The 14,182-nt window shown below is 70.6% G+C and carries 12 protein-coding genes and 1 riboswitch; of the genes, 11 read left to right on the top strand and 1 reads right to left on the bottom strand.

All coding sequences use genetic code 11. The annotated features are described in order from the left end of the window. Positions 1 to 173 precede the first annotated feature (173 nt). From ACFYP3_RS33225 to ACFYP3_RS33270, 10 genes are all read left to right on the top strand, one after another. Positions 174 to 764 carry a CDP-alcohol phosphatidyltransferase family protein gene (locus ACFYP3_RS33225; protein WP_388840899.1) on the top strand — a complete coding sequence of 197 codons (591 nt, stop codon included), beginning with the start codon at positions 174 to 176 and terminating at the stop codon, positions 762 to 764. Positions 765 to 863: 99 nt separating this feature from the next. Beyond that, positions 864 to 3,359: a sugar phosphate nucleotidyltransferase gene (locus ACFYP3_RS33230; protein ID WP_388840902.1), complete on the top strand. Its 2,496-nt coding sequence runs from the start codon at positions 864 to 866 to the stop codon at positions 3,357 to 3,359. 113 nt (positions 3,360 to 3,472) lie between these two features. Next, positions 3,473 to 4,381, top strand: a complete 909-nt coding sequence (locus tag ACFYP3_RS33235) for a DUF881 domain-containing protein (RefSeq protein WP_388840905.1) — start codon at positions 3,473 to 3,475, stop codon at positions 4,379 to 4,381. After that, positions 4,378 to 4,710, top strand: coding sequence for a small basic family protein (locus tag ACFYP3_RS33240; protein WP_030722407.1), 333 nt, complete (start codon positions 4,378 to 4,380; stop codon positions 4,708 to 4,710). The genes ACFYP3_RS33235 and ACFYP3_RS33240 overlap by 4 nt, the downstream gene beginning before the upstream one ends. A 5-nt stretch (positions 4,711 to 4,715) precedes the next feature. Then, positions 4,716 to 5,597, top strand: coding sequence for a DUF881 domain-containing protein (locus ACFYP3_RS33245; RefSeq protein ID WP_388840908.1), 882 nt, complete (start codon positions 4,716 to 4,718; stop codon positions 5,595 to 5,597). Between the two features lie 85 nt (positions 5,598 to 5,682). After that, complete coding sequence (locus tag ACFYP3_RS33250; protein WP_388840982.1) at positions 5,683 to 6,627, top strand: FHA domain-containing protein; 945 nt, start codon at positions 5,683 to 5,685, stop codon at positions 6,625 to 6,627. A 71-nt stretch (positions 6,628 to 6,698) separates the two neighbouring features. Then, complete coding sequence (locus tag ACFYP3_RS33255) at positions 6,699 to 7,460, top strand: MerR family transcriptional regulator (protein WP_388840911.1); 762 nt, start codon at positions 6,699 to 6,701, stop codon at positions 7,458 to 7,460. A 63-nt stretch (positions 7,461 to 7,523) separates the two neighbouring features. Then, entirely contained in the window at positions 7,524 to 7,997 is a 474-nt protein-coding gene (locus ACFYP3_RS33260) for a bifunctional nuclease family protein (RefSeq protein WP_030009777.1), read from the top strand. Between the two features lie 190 nt (positions 7,998 to 8,187). Beyond that, positions 8,188 to 8,826, top strand: a complete 639-nt coding sequence (locus ACFYP3_RS33265) for a MerR family transcriptional regulator (RefSeq protein WP_388840914.1) — start codon at positions 8,188 to 8,190, stop codon at positions 8,824 to 8,826. Positions 8,827 to 8,869: 43 nt separating this feature from the next. Next, positions 8,870 to 10,312, top strand: coding sequence for a DNA polymerase IV (locus ACFYP3_RS33270; RefSeq protein WP_388840917.1), 1,443 nt, complete (start codon positions 8,870 to 8,872; stop codon positions 10,310 to 10,312). A gap of 97 nt (positions 10,313 to 10,409) precedes the next feature. Here ACFYP3_RS33270 and ACFYP3_RS33275 read toward each other — a convergent pair whose 3' ends face one another. Next, the gene (locus ACFYP3_RS33275) at positions 10,410 to 10,775 is read right to left on the bottom strand and encodes a PRC-barrel domain-containing protein (protein WP_388840920.1); all 366 of its coding nucleotides are present in this window, start codon (positions 10,773 to 10,775) and stop codon (positions 10,410 to 10,412) included. Between the two features lie 112 nt (positions 10,776 to 10,887). Further along, positions 10,888 to 10,986, top strand: a riboswitch (glycine riboswitch). A 195-nt stretch (positions 10,987 to 11,181) separates the two neighbouring features. On the opposite strand from ACFYP3_RS33275, the gene gcvP reads away from it, so the two are divergent. Continuing rightward, positions 11,182 to 14,067, top strand: coding sequence for an aminomethyl-transferring glycine dehydrogenase (gene gcvP / locus ACFYP3_RS33280; protein ID WP_388840923.1), 2,886 nt, complete (start codon positions 11,182 to 11,184; stop codon positions 14,065 to 14,067). Positions 14,068 to 14,182: the final 115 nt, after the last annotated feature.

Below are 14,182 nucleotides of genomic sequence, written 5' to 3' on the forward strand. Positions count from 1 at the left end.
GGGGGGACCCTGTGGGAGAGTAGGACGCCGCCGAACAATCATTGCGGGAAGCCCCGCACCAAGCCTTCGGGTTCGGTGCGGGGCTTTTCTGCGTTCAGGACACGTGTGCGGCCTCCTGTAGGGTCAGGGGGCATCGAACGACCGTTTTCTACCGTCACAGTGGAGGCCCCCGGGTGGAGGTCCAGGAGACTCGGGTTCAGACTGACCGAATTTTCACCATTCCGAACATCCTGAGCATGGCTCGTCTCGCCGGCGTGCCCTTGTTCCTCTGGCTGATCCTCACCGAGCACGACGGGTGGGCCTTGGCCGTCCTCATGCTCAGCGGGATCAGTGACTACCTCGACGGGAAGCTCGCGCGGCGCTGGAATCAGATCAGCAAGCTCGGCCGGCTCCTGGATCCGGCCGCGGACCGCCTCTACATCCTGTCGACGCTCTTCGGTCTGACCTATCGCGAGCTGCTGCCGCTGTGGCTCACCGGAGCACTGCTCCTGCGTGAGCTGATGTTGCTGGTCATGGTGTGGATCCTGCGCCGACACGGCTATCCGCCGCCCCAGGTCAACTTCCTGGGCAAGGCGGCGACCTTCAACCTGATGTACGCGTTTCCCTTGCTGCTGCTCAGCGACGGCACGGGTTGGTTGGCCTGGTTGGGGTCAGTTTTCGGATGGGCGTTCGCGGGATGGGGTACAACCCTCTATTGGTGGGCAGGAATCCTTTACGTGGTTCAAGTCCGCCGTCTAGTCAAGGCAGACGCCACGGCCGATTGAGCCCGACCGGCGCCGATGACGCGGAAGAGTTGCGGAGTCACCGACCGAGACGGGTGAGAGTCGGCACGACTGTCATCTCTCAAGGAGGACTCTTCCGACATGAAGGCCGTCGTGATGGCCGGTGGCGAAGGTACGCGTCTTCGCCCCATGACCTCGAGCATGCCCAAGCCGCTCCTGCCGGTGGCCAACCGGCCGATCATGGAGCACGTGCTCAGGCTGCTCAAGCGCCATGGGCTCAGCGAGACCGTGGTCACCGTGCAGTTCCTGGCGTCACTCGTCAAGAACTACTTCGGGGATGGCGAAGAGCTCGGAATGGAGCTCACCTACGCCAACGAGGAGAAGCCACTCGGCACCGCCGGCAGTGTGAAGAATGCCGAGGAGGCCTTGAAGGATGATGCCTTCGTCGTCATTTCCGGCGATGCCCTCACCGACTTCGACCTCACCGATCTGATTCGCTTCCACAAGGAGAAGGGCGCACTCGTCACGGTGTGCCTCACCCGGGTGCCGAACCCGCTGGAATTCGGCATCACGATCGTGGACGAGGAGGGCAAGGTCGAGCGCTTCCTGGAGAAGCCGACCTGGGGCCAGGTGTTCTCCGACACCGTCAACACCGGTATCTACGTCATGGAGCCCGAGGTCTTCGACTACGTGGACCCGGACGTCTCCGTCGACTGGTCCGGCGATGTCTTCCCGCAGCTGATGAAGGACGGCAAGCCCATCTACGGCTACGTGGCCGAGGGCTACTGGGAGGACGTGGGCACCCACGAGAGCTACGTCAAGGCGCAGGCCGACGTGCTCGAGGGCAAGGTCGACATCGAGATGGACGGCTTCGAGATCTCGCCCGGCGTGTGGATCGCCGAAGGGGCCGAGGTGAGCCCGGACGCGGTCCTCCGCGGCCCGCTGTACATCGGGGACTACGCCAAGATCGAAGCCGGCGTGGAGATCCGTGAGCACACCGTCATCGGATCGAACGTCGTCGTCAAGAGCGGGGCCTTCCTGCACAGGGCCGTCATCCACGACAACGTGTACATCGGGCCCCACAGCAACCTCCGCGGCTGCGTCATCGGCAAGAACACCGACATCATGCGTTCCGCGCGGATCGAGGACGGCGCCGTCATCGGTGACGAGTGCCTCGTCGGCGAGGAGTCCATCGTTCAGGGGAACGTACGCGTCTACCCCTTCAAGACGATCGAAGCCGGTGCCTTCGTCAACACGTCGGTCATCTGGGAGTCCCGCGGGCAGGCACATCTCTTCGGCGCGCGGGGAGTCTCCGGCATCCTGAACGTCGAGATCACCCCGGAGCTGGTGGTCCGGCTCGCCGGCGCCTATGCCACGACCCTCAAGAAGGGGGCGACGGTCACCACGGCCCGAGACCACTCCCGAGGCGCGAGAGCGCTCAAGCGGGCCGTGATCTCGGCGCTGCAGGCCAGCGCCATCAACGTCCGGGACCTGGAGAACGTACCGCTGCCGGTGGCGCGGCAGCAGACCGCGCGCGGCACCGCCGGCGGGATCGTGCTCCGGACCTCGCCCGGCGTCCCGGACTCCGTGGACATCATGTTCCTGGACGAGCGCGGAGCGGACCTCTCGCTCCAGCAGCAGCGCAAGCTGGACCGGGTGTACGCGCGCCAGGAGTACCGGCGGGCGTTCCCCGGCGAGATCGGCGACCTGCAGTTCCCGGGCAGCGTCTTCGACGCGTACACCGGCTCGCTGCTGCGCCGGGTGGACACCAACGGGATCGGCGATGCCGGGCTCAAGGTCGTCGTGGACGCCTCCAACGGCAGCGCCGGACTCGTCCTGCCCAGCCTGCTGGGACGGCTCGGGGTGGACGCGCTGACGATCAATCCCGGGCTCGACGAGTCCAGGCCGACGGAGACCACCGAGTCCCGGCGGGCCGGGCTGGTACGGCTCGGGGAGATCGTGGCCTCGGCGCGGGCGGCCTTCGGAGTGCGCTTCGACCCGGTGGGCGAGCGGATCTCCCTGGTCGACGAGCGCGGGCGGATCATCGAGGACGACCGCGCCCTGCTCGTGATGCTCGACCTGGTGGCGGCGGAGAAGCGCAGCGGCAAGGTCGCGCTGCCGGTGACCACGACGCGGGTCGCCGAGCAGGTGGCGGCCTACCACGGCACCCAGGTGGAGTGGACGACGACCTCGCCCGACGACCTGACCCGCGTGGGCCGGGCGGAGAACACCATCTTCGGCGGGGACGGCCGGGGCGGGTTCATCGTTCCGGAGTTCAGCAGCGTCTTCGACGGGTCGGCGGCCTTCGTGCAGCTGCTCGGCCTGGTGGCGCGCACGCAGCTCACGCTGAGCCAGATCGACGCCCGGATCCCGCGGGCCCACGTGCTCAAGCGTGACGTCCCGACGCCGTGGGCGGTGAAGGGACTCGTCATGCGGCGGGTCGTGGAGGCGGCCGGAGAGCGGCAGGTGGACACCACCGACGGGGTGCGGGTGGTCGAGACCGACGGACGGTGGGCGCTGGTCCTGCCGGACCCGGCGGAAGCGGTCACCCACCTGTGGGCCGAGGGGCCCGACGACGCCTCCGCGCAGGCCCTCCTCGACGAGTGGGCGGCCGTGGTGGACGGGGCCGGGCACTGAGCGCCGGGCGCCGGGCGCCGGCGTAGGACAGCGGTCCGGTGGGCCGGGTGCGGGAGTCCCGCCCCGGCCCACCGGACGGACGCATTGGGTGTGTACGGCGCCGACATGCGACGATGTGCGGCATGTCGCAGCCGCCCCACCACCGGACTTCGGCGTCTCCTGTGCCCCCGCGCCCGGACGCTTCCATGTCGCTGCTGACGCACGTGATGGACCACAGCCTCGACGAGGGTTACGCGGAGGCCACGGCCCGGCGCGAGGCGGACGGAACGGCGGGCCTGCCCCGCAGCCTCCAGGCCAAGCTGGGGCTCGCCGCCGGGCTCGTGATCACCGCCATGGTCGTCACGCTCGGCGCGGCCGAGGCGCGGATAGCCGCGCCGGTGCTGGCCAAGGAACGACACGAGCTGATCGACCGGGTGGAGCGGGCCGACGAGCGGGCGGACGGCCTGGAACGGGACATCGACCGCCTGAGGACCGACGTCGCGGCCCGCCAGCGTGCGGCGCTGAAACAGCCCGGCGGCGGCCAGGGCGAGCTGGTGGCGCTGCTGGCCGGCGCCACGGAGGTCCGCGGCCCCGGGATCAAGCTGGTCGTGGACGACGCGAAGGGCGCTTCCTCCGGCGGCGGCGGAAAACCGCGCGAGAGCTCCGGTTTCTCGGACACCGGCCGGCTCCGCGACCGCGACATGCAGAAGATCGTCAACGGGCTGTGGCAGTCCGGGGCGGAGGCCGCCTCCATCAACGGGCAGCGGCTGACGGAGCTGTCGGCGATCAGGGCCGCGGGTGACGCGATACTGGTCGACAACAGGCCGCTGGTGCCCCCGTACGAGGTGCTGGCGGTGGGGGACAAGAAGCGGCTCGGCACGGCCTTCCAGGACTCGGCGGACGGCCAGTACCTGCACGTGCTGCAGGAGAGCTACGGGATCCGCTACAGCCTGTCCGCCGCGGACGAGCTGCGGCTGCCGGCCGCGTCGAGCCTGACCGTACGTACAGCTACACCGGTAGAGCAGCAGAAGGGTGCATCGTGATCGCGGTACTGGGCCTCTTGGCCGGAGTGGTGGTCGGACTTCTGGTCCGGCCCGAAGTACCGGCCGTGGTGGAGCCTTATCTGCCGATCGCCGTGGTGGCGGCACTGGACGCGGTGTTCGGCGGTCTGCGCGCGATGCTGGACGGGATCTTCGTCGACAAGGTCTTCGTCGTGTCGTTCCTGTCGAACGTGGTGGTGGCGGCGCTGATCGTCTTCCTCGGTGACAAGCTCGGCGTCGGTTCGCAGCTGTCGACGGGTGTCGTCGTGGTCTTCGGCATCCGCATCTTCTCCAACGCCGCGGCCATCCGCCGGCACGTGTTCCGGGCGTGAGGCCGATGAGTACGAACGACAGTCCCGAGGAGTCGGGTCCGGGGGCCGCCGGACAGCCGCCGCGGGACGTGCCCCCGCAGGACGTCCCCGAGAAGGACGAGCCGGTGCAGCCGCCCGTGCAGCCGGTGCAGCAGCCCGCGCAGCAGCCGCCGCCGGCCGCTGAGCCCGAGGAGAGCGGCCGGCAGCGGCTCGCTGCCGGGCTGTGGCCGCCGAGGGTGAGCCGGGCGCAACTGATCGTCGCACTGCTGCTGTTCGTCCTGGGGCTGGGTCTGGCCATCCAGGTGCGGTCGAACAGCGACTCCAGTGCGCTGCGCGGGGCCCGTCAGGAGGACCTCGTACGGATCCTCGACGAGCTCGACGGTCGGACCAAGCGCCTGGAGGAGGAGAAGCAGGCGCTGGAGGATCAGCGCAAGGAGCTGGAGAGCAGCTCCAACCAGGCCGAGGAGGCCCGCAGGCAGACCGTGGAGAAGGAGCGTCAACTCGGCATCCTGGCCGGTACCGTGGCAGCGCAGGGGCCGGGCATCACGCTGAAGATCACCGATCCGACCGGCCAGGTGCAGTCCGACCAGCTGCTGGACACGCTCCAGGAGCTGCGGGCGGCCGGGGCCGAGGCGATCCAGATCAACGGTGTGCGCGTCGTGGCCGGCTCGTACTTCTCGGAGGAGAACGGCGGGGTCGCGATCGACGGTAAGAAGATCACACAGCCCTACGAGTTCAGGGTGATCGGCAAGCCCCAGGATCTGGAGCCCGCGCTCAACATTCCCGGCGGCGTCGTACAGACGCTGGAGAAGGAGCAGGCGACCGTTGCCGTCACACGGTCGGCGAAGATCGTTGTGGATGCCTTGCGGGCTGCGAAGCAGCCTGACTACGCTCGGTCGTCATCGTGAGGAACCGGAGTGAAGGGTGGAGCGGCTCACGCGGGCGGATGCTCGCGGGGGGTCGGCGCACCGAAGTCGCGGTGCGTGGTGGAAACTGTCTGGTGGTTACGGACGTTGTGAGAATGTCCGGGTCGGCAGGTGTCTGCATTCGGAGTTCGTCCTGCCCCACGGGCGGGTCTGTTTCGGTCAAGGGGAATCGCCCGTGAAGTTGTTTGAGAAGTTGTTCGGCAAGAAGAACCGCGAGGACAGCGGTTCGGCGCGGCACCGTGCCGGTCACGGGGACGTGGAAGGGCAGGGCGACCGGCCGCTCTTCCGCGACGAGGTCGCCGGCCCGGGTGATGTTCAGGGTGGCCACGGCGCGTCGGCCGTTGACCCTGCCGGTACCGGAGGCATAGGTTTCGGTGAACCATCAACCTCAACTGCGGGTGGAGGGTTCGCCCCCGACCCGTACGCCACCAACGCCTCCGCGGGGCAGCCGCGGCGCGAGGAGCCGTCCATGTCGGCCGAGCAGATCTGCAGCAGGTGCGGACACCGCAGCGATGCGGCCAGTCGGTTCTGCTCCAACTGCGGGGCGCCGCTGCGGCCGGGTCTGACGCCGGAGCGAGCCTCGGAGACCACGTCCACCATCTCGATCTCGGGCCTGGAGGCCTACGAGGCCGAGGTGTCGGGACAAACGCACGTGTCGTCCTCGCTGTCCCCCGAGGCCCAGGCCGCGGTGGAAGCGCTGCCGCCCGGCTCCGCCCTGCTCATCGTGCGGCGCGGTCCCAACTCCGGTAGCCGCTTCCTGCTGGACGGCGAGCTGACCACCGCGGGCCGGCACCCGCAGAGCGACATCTTCCTGGACGACGTCACCGTCTCCCGGCGCCATGTCGACTTCCGCCGGGGCCCGGACGGCGGCTTCACCGTCTCCGACGTGGGCAGCCTCAACGGCACGTACGTGAACCGGGAACCGATCGACTCCGTCGCCCTGCACAACGGCGACGAGGTGCAGATCGGCAAGTACCGGCTGGTCTTCTACGCGAGCCTGCGGGGCATCTGACCCCTTCCGGACTCCGTCCGGGGGGACCCCCACCCCCGGACCCGGTCCGGGGGCTTCCCAGGGAAGGTCCCATGCTGCGCAACCCGACAGGGGGTGCCGGAAACGGCACCTCCGGCTCGGCCGGGCGGCTGGTGAGCATCGGCACGGTGCTCACCACGCTGCGTGACGAGTTCCCCGAAGTCACCATCTCGAAGATCCGTTTTCTGGAGGCGGAGGGGCTCGTCGAGCCGCGCCGCACCCCTTCGGGATACCGCAAGTTCAGCACCGAGGACGTGGAGCGCCTCGCGCGCATCCTGCGGCTGCAGCGCGACCACTACCTGCCGCTGAAGGTCATCCGCGAGCAGCTCGACGCGCTCGCCCGCGGTGAGCAGATCCGCATCCCGGCGCCCACGGCGCACGGGGACTCCGACGATCCCACCGGCCCGGCGGCCGTGTACGGCGAGGTCGGCCGGGAGCGGAGCACCGTGGCGCGGGTGGGCCGGGCGGAGCTGCTCGCCGCCGCCGAGGTGGACGAGGTCCAGCTGGTCGAGTGGGAGTCGTACGGGCTGCTGGCGGAGGCCCCGGGCGGTGGTTTCGACGCCGAGGCGGTCACGGTGGCCCGGCTCGTGGCCGATCTGGGGCGCTTCGGCCTGGAGCCGCGGCACCTGCGTGCGATGAAGGCCGCGGCCGACCGTGAGGCGGGACTGGTGGAGCAGGTCGTGGCACCGCTGCGCCGCCACCGCAACCCGCAGACCAGAGCGCATGCGGAGGCCACGTTGAAGGAGCTGGCGGGGCTGTCCGTACGGCTGCACGAGGCCCTCGTACAGACCGCTCTGGGCGTCCGGTTGCGGTGACCGGGCTGGTCGGCGTGGAGCCCCGACTACCCAAACCTGCCGGGCAGGTCCTAGGGTTGCTGTGTGAACGAGCTCGACGTTGTGGGTGTCCGGGTGGAAATGCCCTCCAACCAACCGATCGTGCTCCTGCGTGAAGTGGGAGGCGACCGGTACCTCCCCATCTGGATCGGTCCTGGGGAGGCGACCGCCATTGCCTTCGCACAGCAGGGGATGGCCCCTGCCCGACCGCTGACGCACGACCTGTTCAAGGACGTGCTGGAAGCGATCGGTGAGGAACTCACCGAGGTCCGGATCACGGATCTGCGGGAGGGCGTCTTCTACGCGGAGCTGGTCTTCGCCAGCGGGGTCGAGGTGAGCGCGCGGCCTTCCGATGCCATAGCGCTGGCCCTGCGGACGGGGACGCCGATCTACGGCAGTGACGGCGTGCTGGACGACGCCGGCATCGCCATTCCCGACGAGCAGGAGGACGAGGTGGAGAAGTTCCGCGAGTTCCTCGACCAGATCTCGCCCGAGGACTTCGGCACCGGCCCGCAGTGAGGCGTGGGCCGCGTCGCCTCCGCGCTCAGCGGGGGACTTTCAGCCCATTCGATTAGCCTTTCCCCACAACGGGATACGGGAAACCACTCTCAGGGTGATTATCACTCGGCGTGCCGAGTGTGGCGATCGTTGACGCACCCCTGGTGACTGCCTACCTTCGAGGTGGGCAGGTCAAGGACGGAGGGTCGGCGTGAGGATCACGGGCGACGGTACGACCGGGGGCACCCCCGTACGGAGTGACGCTGGGCCGTACCCGCTGCACGGCGGCGCGGTCGGGTCCGCGCGCCGTCAGCCGGAGTCGACGCCGGTCGGACCGGTGGGCGGTGATCCGGCGCCCGAGCAGATCGGATACCGCGGGCCGACGGCGTGCGCGGCGGCCGGCATCACCTACCGGCAGCTGGACTACTGGGCGCGGACCGGGCTGGTCGAGCCCAGCGTGCGGCCCGCGTACGGGTCGGGCACGCAGCGGCTCTACAGCTTCCGCGACGTGGTGGTCCTCAAGATCGTCAAGCGCTTCCTGGACACCGGGGTGGCGCTGCAGAACATCCGCACGACGGTCCAGCACCTGCGGGACCGCGGGTTCGCGGACCTGGAGCGGATGACGCTCATGAGCGACGGCGCCACCGTGTACGAGTGCACCTCCCCGGACCAGGTCGTGAGCCTGCTCCAGGGCGGACAGGGCGTCTTCGGCATCGCCGTGGGCGTGGTGTGGAGCGACGTCGAGAGCGCGCTGTCGCAGCTGCACGGGGAGCGGGTGGACACCGGCGAGACCCTGGTCGGGCAGAACCCGACGGACGAGCTGGCCGCCCGCCGCAACCGCGCCGTCTGACCGGGCCGGGGAAATGTCAGTGCCGTAGGGCAGCATCGGTGCCGTGAGAGCCGCGCCGACCATCCTGCACCTGGACATGGACGCCTTCTACGCCTCGGTCGAGCAGGCGTCGAAGCCGAGCCTGCGGGGCAAGGCCGTCATCGTCGGCGGGCTCGGGCCGCGCGGGGTCGTCGCCACCGCTTCGTACGAGGCCAGGCGCTTCGGCGTGCACTCCGCGATGCCGACGGCGCAGGCGCGCCGCCTCTGCCCGAACGGCGCCTACCTGATCCCGCGCTTCAGCCTCTACCGGCAGGTCAGCGACGTGGTGATGGCGTTGCTGCGGGAGCTGTCGCCGCTCGTGGAGCCGCTCAGCCTGGACGAGGCCTTCGTGGACCTGGAGGCGGGCGGCGTCGCCTTCGACTCCCCGACCGCCCGGACCACGGGGGAGCGGTTGCGGGCCGACATCAGGGCCGCCACGGGACTCAGCGGGTCGGTGGGACTGGCCGGGTCGAAGATGCTGGCCAAGGTGGCGTCCGAGGAGGCCAAGCCGGCCGGGCTGCTGCTGATCGAGCCGGGGACCGAGCGGGAGCTGCTCGCGCCGATGTCGGTGCGGACCCTGCCCGGGGTGGGCCCGGCCACCGGGGAGCACCTGCGCCGTGCCGGGATCACCACGGTGGGGGAGCTGGCCGAGGCGGGCGAGGACGAGCTGGTCCGGATGCTCGGGCGCGCGCACGGCGTCGGCCTGTACCGGATGGCGCTGGGGCTGGACGACCGCCCGGTGGTCGCGGAGCGGGACGCGAAGTCGGTGTCGGTCGAGGACACCTTCGACGTGGACCTGCACGACCGCGTACGGATCCGGAACGAGGTGCAGCGGCTGGCCGACCGGTGCGTGCAGCGGCTGCGGGGGTCGGGGCACTCGGGGCGGACGATCGTGCTGAAGGTGCGGCGGTACGACTTCTCCACGCTGACGCGGTCCGAGACGCTGCGCGGGCCCACGGACGACACCGCCGTGGTGCGGGAGGCCGCGGCCCGGCTGCTGGAGGGCGTGGACACCACGGGCGGGGTGCGCCTGCTGGGGGTGGGCGTGACGGGGCTGGCGGACTACACGCAGGAGGACCTGTTCGCGCAGTCGCTCGCCGCTGAGCCGGACGAGGCCGACGGGGCGGGCGAGGCGGCCGGGGCGGGCCAGGCGGCCGGGAACGGCGCGCTCGGAGCCACAGCGGCGCCCGTGGAGGGCTCGGGGGCCCGGGCGGGCGCCGAGCAGCCCGGGGAGCCGGAGCCGGCCCCCGAGCGCCGCTGGCCGGCCGGGAGCGACGTACGACACGCGCTGTACGGGCCCGGGTGGGTGCAGGGCAGCGGGGTCGGGCGGGTGACCGTACGGTTCGAACAGCCCGGATCCGCGCCCGGGCGGGTGCGGACCTTCCGGGTGGACGACCCCGAGCTGGCGCCGTCCGACCCGCTGCCGCTGGTGGGGGACGGGGAGCAGGGACCCGCCGGCGCGGCGTGATCCCGGGACCGGACGGCGAACACGCCCGCCACGGGCCGGGCCGACGCCCGCCCGAGGCCCTCGGCGGGGCTGCCGCGGCCCCGCGCACCCGCGCCGCTCAGCCCTCGTCGCCGGCCAGCCGGCCGAAGTCGCGCGAGAACTCCGCGGGCAGGGTCGTGTCCAGGCCGTAGTGGTGGTAGAGCTGCAGCTCCTGTTCGGGGGAGAGGTGACGGCCGACGCCGAAGTCGGGGGCGTCCCTGATCAGGGAGCGCTCGAAGGGCACCCGCAGGGTGTCGCCCACCATCTCGCTCGGCTCCAGCGGGACGAAGGCGTCCCGGCTGAACAGGCCCGTACGGACGGCCGCCCATTCCGGGACGCCCGTGGCATCGTCGAGGTAGACCTCGTCGATGGTGCCGATCTTGGTGCCGTTGCGGTCGAACGCCTTGCGGCCGATCAGGCTGCGCGGATCGATGTCGGTCTGCACGGTCCCTCCAAATGGTCGCAACTCCTCCGTAATGACTACAGAAGTGCATAACGGCAGCGGAGGCCACTCGGGGAGGGGCCAGAACGTCGCTGGTAGGCTGGGTGATGGCTGTCGACCCTGTGCGGGAGAGTCCTCCGAGTGAACGAGACGGAGGCGCCGAAGGAGCAAATCCTCCCCGGAATCTCTCAGGCATACGTACCGCACGGACGAGGCCACTCTGGAAAGCAGGGCGGGTACCGGGCGTGCAGTGCCGGTGCCTCTCCTCACCGACGGTGAAAGCCGGAGCGCTCGGGCGACCCCCGTGGTTCCGGTGAAACTCTCAGGTGCAGATGACAGAGGGGGAGGCCGTCCGGGTGCCCGCGCCGTGGTGCCCCTCGCAGGTCATACGACCAGGAGGCCTCCGTACATGACCGCCAACCGCATTCCGCTCTCCCAGCTGGAGCGAGGCATCCCCTTCGAACAGCGCCACATCGGCCCGGATGCCGAGGCGCAGGCGAAGATGCTCGCCCATGTGGGCTACGGCTCCCTGGACGAACTGACCGCCGCCGCGGTCCCGGATGTGATCAAGACCGCCGACGCGCTCGACCTGCCCGAGGCCCGGACCGAGGCCGAGGTGCTCGCCGAGCTGCGCGCGCTCGCCGACCGCAACCAGGTCCTCTCCTCCATGATCGGTCTCGGCTACTACGGGACCTTCACCCCGCCGGTGATCCTGCGCAACGTCATGGAGAACCCGGCCTGGTACACGGCGTACACCCCGTACCAGCCGGAGATCTCCCAGGGCCGCCTCGAAGCGCTCCTGAACTTCCAGACCGTCGTCGCCGACCTCACCGGGCTGCCGACCTCGGGCGCCTCGCTGCTCGACGAGGGCACCGCGGCCGCCGAGGCCATGACGCTGGCCCGCCGCGTGGGCAAGGCCAAGGGGAACGTCTTCCTCGTGGACGCCGACGCGCTGCCGCAGACCATCGCCGTCATCGAGACCCGTGCCGAGCCGATCGGCATCGAGGTCGTCGTCGCCGACCTGTCCGCCGGCATCCCGGCCGAGATCGCCGAGCGCGGCATCTACGGCGTCCTCGTCCAGTACCCGGGCGCCTCGGGCGCCGTGCGTGACATCAAGCCGGTCATCGACCAGGCGCACGCGCTCGGCGCCATCGTCGCCGTCGCCGCCGACCTGCTCGCGCTGACCCTGCTGACCTCCCCGGGCGCGCTCGGCGCGGACATCGCCGTCGGCACCACCCAGCGCTTCGGTGTCCCGATGGGCTTCGGCGGACCGCACGCCGGTTACATGGCCGTCCAGGACAAGCACGCGCGTTCGCTGCCCGGCCGCCTGGTCGGCGTCTCCGTGGACGCGGACGGCAACAAGGCCTACCGCCTGGCGCTGCAGACCCGCGAGCAGCACATCCGCCGCGAGAAGGCCACCAGCAACATCTGTACCGCCCAGGTGCTGCTCGCCGTCATGGCCGCCATGTACGCCGTCTACCACGGCCCGGACGGCCTGCGGACGATCGCCCGCCGGACCCACCGCTACGCCGCCCTGATCGCCGCGGGCCTGACGGCGGGCGGGGTCGAGATCGTGCACGGCTCGTACTTCGACACGGTCACCGCCCGCGTTCCGGGCCGCGCGGCCGAGGTCGTCGCCGCCGCCCGCGAGGGCGGCGTCAACCTGTACCTGGTCGACGCCGACCACGTCTCCGTCGCCTGCGACGAGACCACCCTGCGCGCCGACGTCGAGGCCGTCTGGGCCGCCTTCGGCGTCACCGCGGACATCGAGGCGCTGGACGAGGTCACGGCGGACACGCTGCCCGAGGGCCTGCTGCGCTCGGACGACTACCTGACGCACCCGGTCTTCCACCAGCACCGCTCCGAGACCGCGATGCTGCGCTACCTGCGCAAGCTCTCGGACAAGGACTACGCGCTGGACCGCGGCATGATCCCGCTGGGCTCCTGCACCATGAAGCTCAACGCGACCACCGAGATGGAGTCGGTCACCTGGCCCGAATTCGGCCAGCTGCACCCCTTCGCCCCCGTGGAGCAGGCCGAGGGCTACCTCACGCTCATCACCGAGCTGGAGGAACGTCTCTGCGAGGTCACCGGCTACGACAAGGTGTCCATCCAGCCCAACGCCGGCTCCCAGGGCGAGCTCGCCGGCCTGCTGGCCGTTCGCGCCTACCACCGCGCGAACGGCGACGAGCAGCGCACCATCTGCCTCATCCCGTCCTCCGCGCACGGCACCAACGCCGCCAGCGCCGTGATGGCCGGCATGAAGGTCGTCGTCGTCAAGACCGCCGACGACGGCGAGGTGGACGCGGCCGACCTGCGCGCCAAGATCGAGCAGTACCGCGACGAGCTCGCCGTGCTGATGATCACCTACCCGTCCACGCACGGTGTGTTCGAGGAGCACGTCGCCGACATCTGCGCCCAGGTCCACGAGGCCGGCGGCCAGGTCTACGTCGACGGCGCCAACCTGAACGCCCTGGTGGGCCTCGCCAAGCCGGGTCACTTCGGCGGCGACGTCTCGCACCTGAACCTGCACAAGACCTTCTGCATCCCGCACGGCGGCGGCGGCCCGGGCGTCGGCCCGGTCGGTGTCCGGGCGCACCTGGCCCCGTACCTGCCGAACCACCCGCTCCAGCCGACCGCGGGCCCGGAGACGGGCGTCGGCCCGATCTCGGCCGCCCCGTGGGGCTCGGCGGGCATCCTGCCGATCTCCTGGTCGTACGTGCGCCTGATGGGCGGCGAGGGCCTCAAGCGCGCCACCCAGGTGGCGGTGCTCGGCGCCAACTACATCGCCAAGCGCCTGGAGCCGCACTACCCGGTGCTGTACACCGGCCCGGGCAACCTGGTCGCGCACGAGTGCATCATCGACCTGCGCCCGCTGTCGAAGTCCACGGGCGTCAGCGTGGACGACATCGCCAAGCGCCTGATCGACTACGGCTTCCACGCTCCGACGATGTCCTTCCCGGTCGCCGGCACGCTGATGATCGAGCCGACGGAGTCCGAGGACCTCGCCGAGATCGACCGCTTCTGCGACGCGATGATCGCCATCCGCGGCGAGATCGAGCGGGTCGCGGGCGGCGAGTGGCCGGCCGACGACAACCCGCTGGCCAACTCCCCGCACACCGCGGCGGCGCTGGGCGGCGAGTGGAACCACCCGTACACCCGCGACGAGGCCGTCTTCCCGGGCGGCGTCACGGCCGCCGAGAAGTACTGGCCGCCGGTGCGCCGCATCGACGGTGCCTTCGGCGACCGCAACCTGGTGTGCTCCTGCCCGCCGCTGGACGAGTACGACCACTGAGTTCGACCCCTGACACCGTGCGGTGCGGTGACAGGAAGCACGTGACGTGAAGAAGGGGCCGGCCCGGGAGGATCTCCCGGGCCGGCCCCTTCTTCGTGGCGTGCGTCCGCCGGGC

It is taken from the genome of Streptomyces sp. NPDC005533 (genome assembly GCF_042871845.1).
GTDB lineage: Bacteria > Actinomycetota > Actinomycetes > Streptomycetales > Streptomycetaceae > Streptomyces.

Excerpts from the sequence above, each read along its gene's own strand:
- ACFYP3_RS33235 (WP_388840905.1), top strand. The coding sequence starts at position 3,473 with ATGTGCGGCATGTCGCAGCCGCCCCACCACCGGACTTCGGCGTCTCCT.
- ACFYP3_RS33230 (WP_388840902.1), top strand. The coding sequence starts at position 864 with ATGAAGGCCGTCGTGATGGCCGGTGGCGAAGGTACGCGTCTTCGCCCC.
- gcvP (WP_388840923.1), top strand. The coding sequence starts at position 11,182 with ATGACCGCCAACCGCATTCCGCTCTCCCAGCTGGAGCGAGGCATCCCC.
- ACFYP3_RS33255 (WP_388840911.1), top strand. The coding sequence starts at position 6,699 with ATGCTGCGCAACCCGACAGGGGGTGCCGGAAACGGCACCTCCGGCTCG.
- ACFYP3_RS33245 (WP_388840908.1), top strand. The coding sequence starts at position 4,716 with ATGAGTACGAACGACAGTCCCGAGGAGTCGGGTCCGGGGGCCGCCGGA.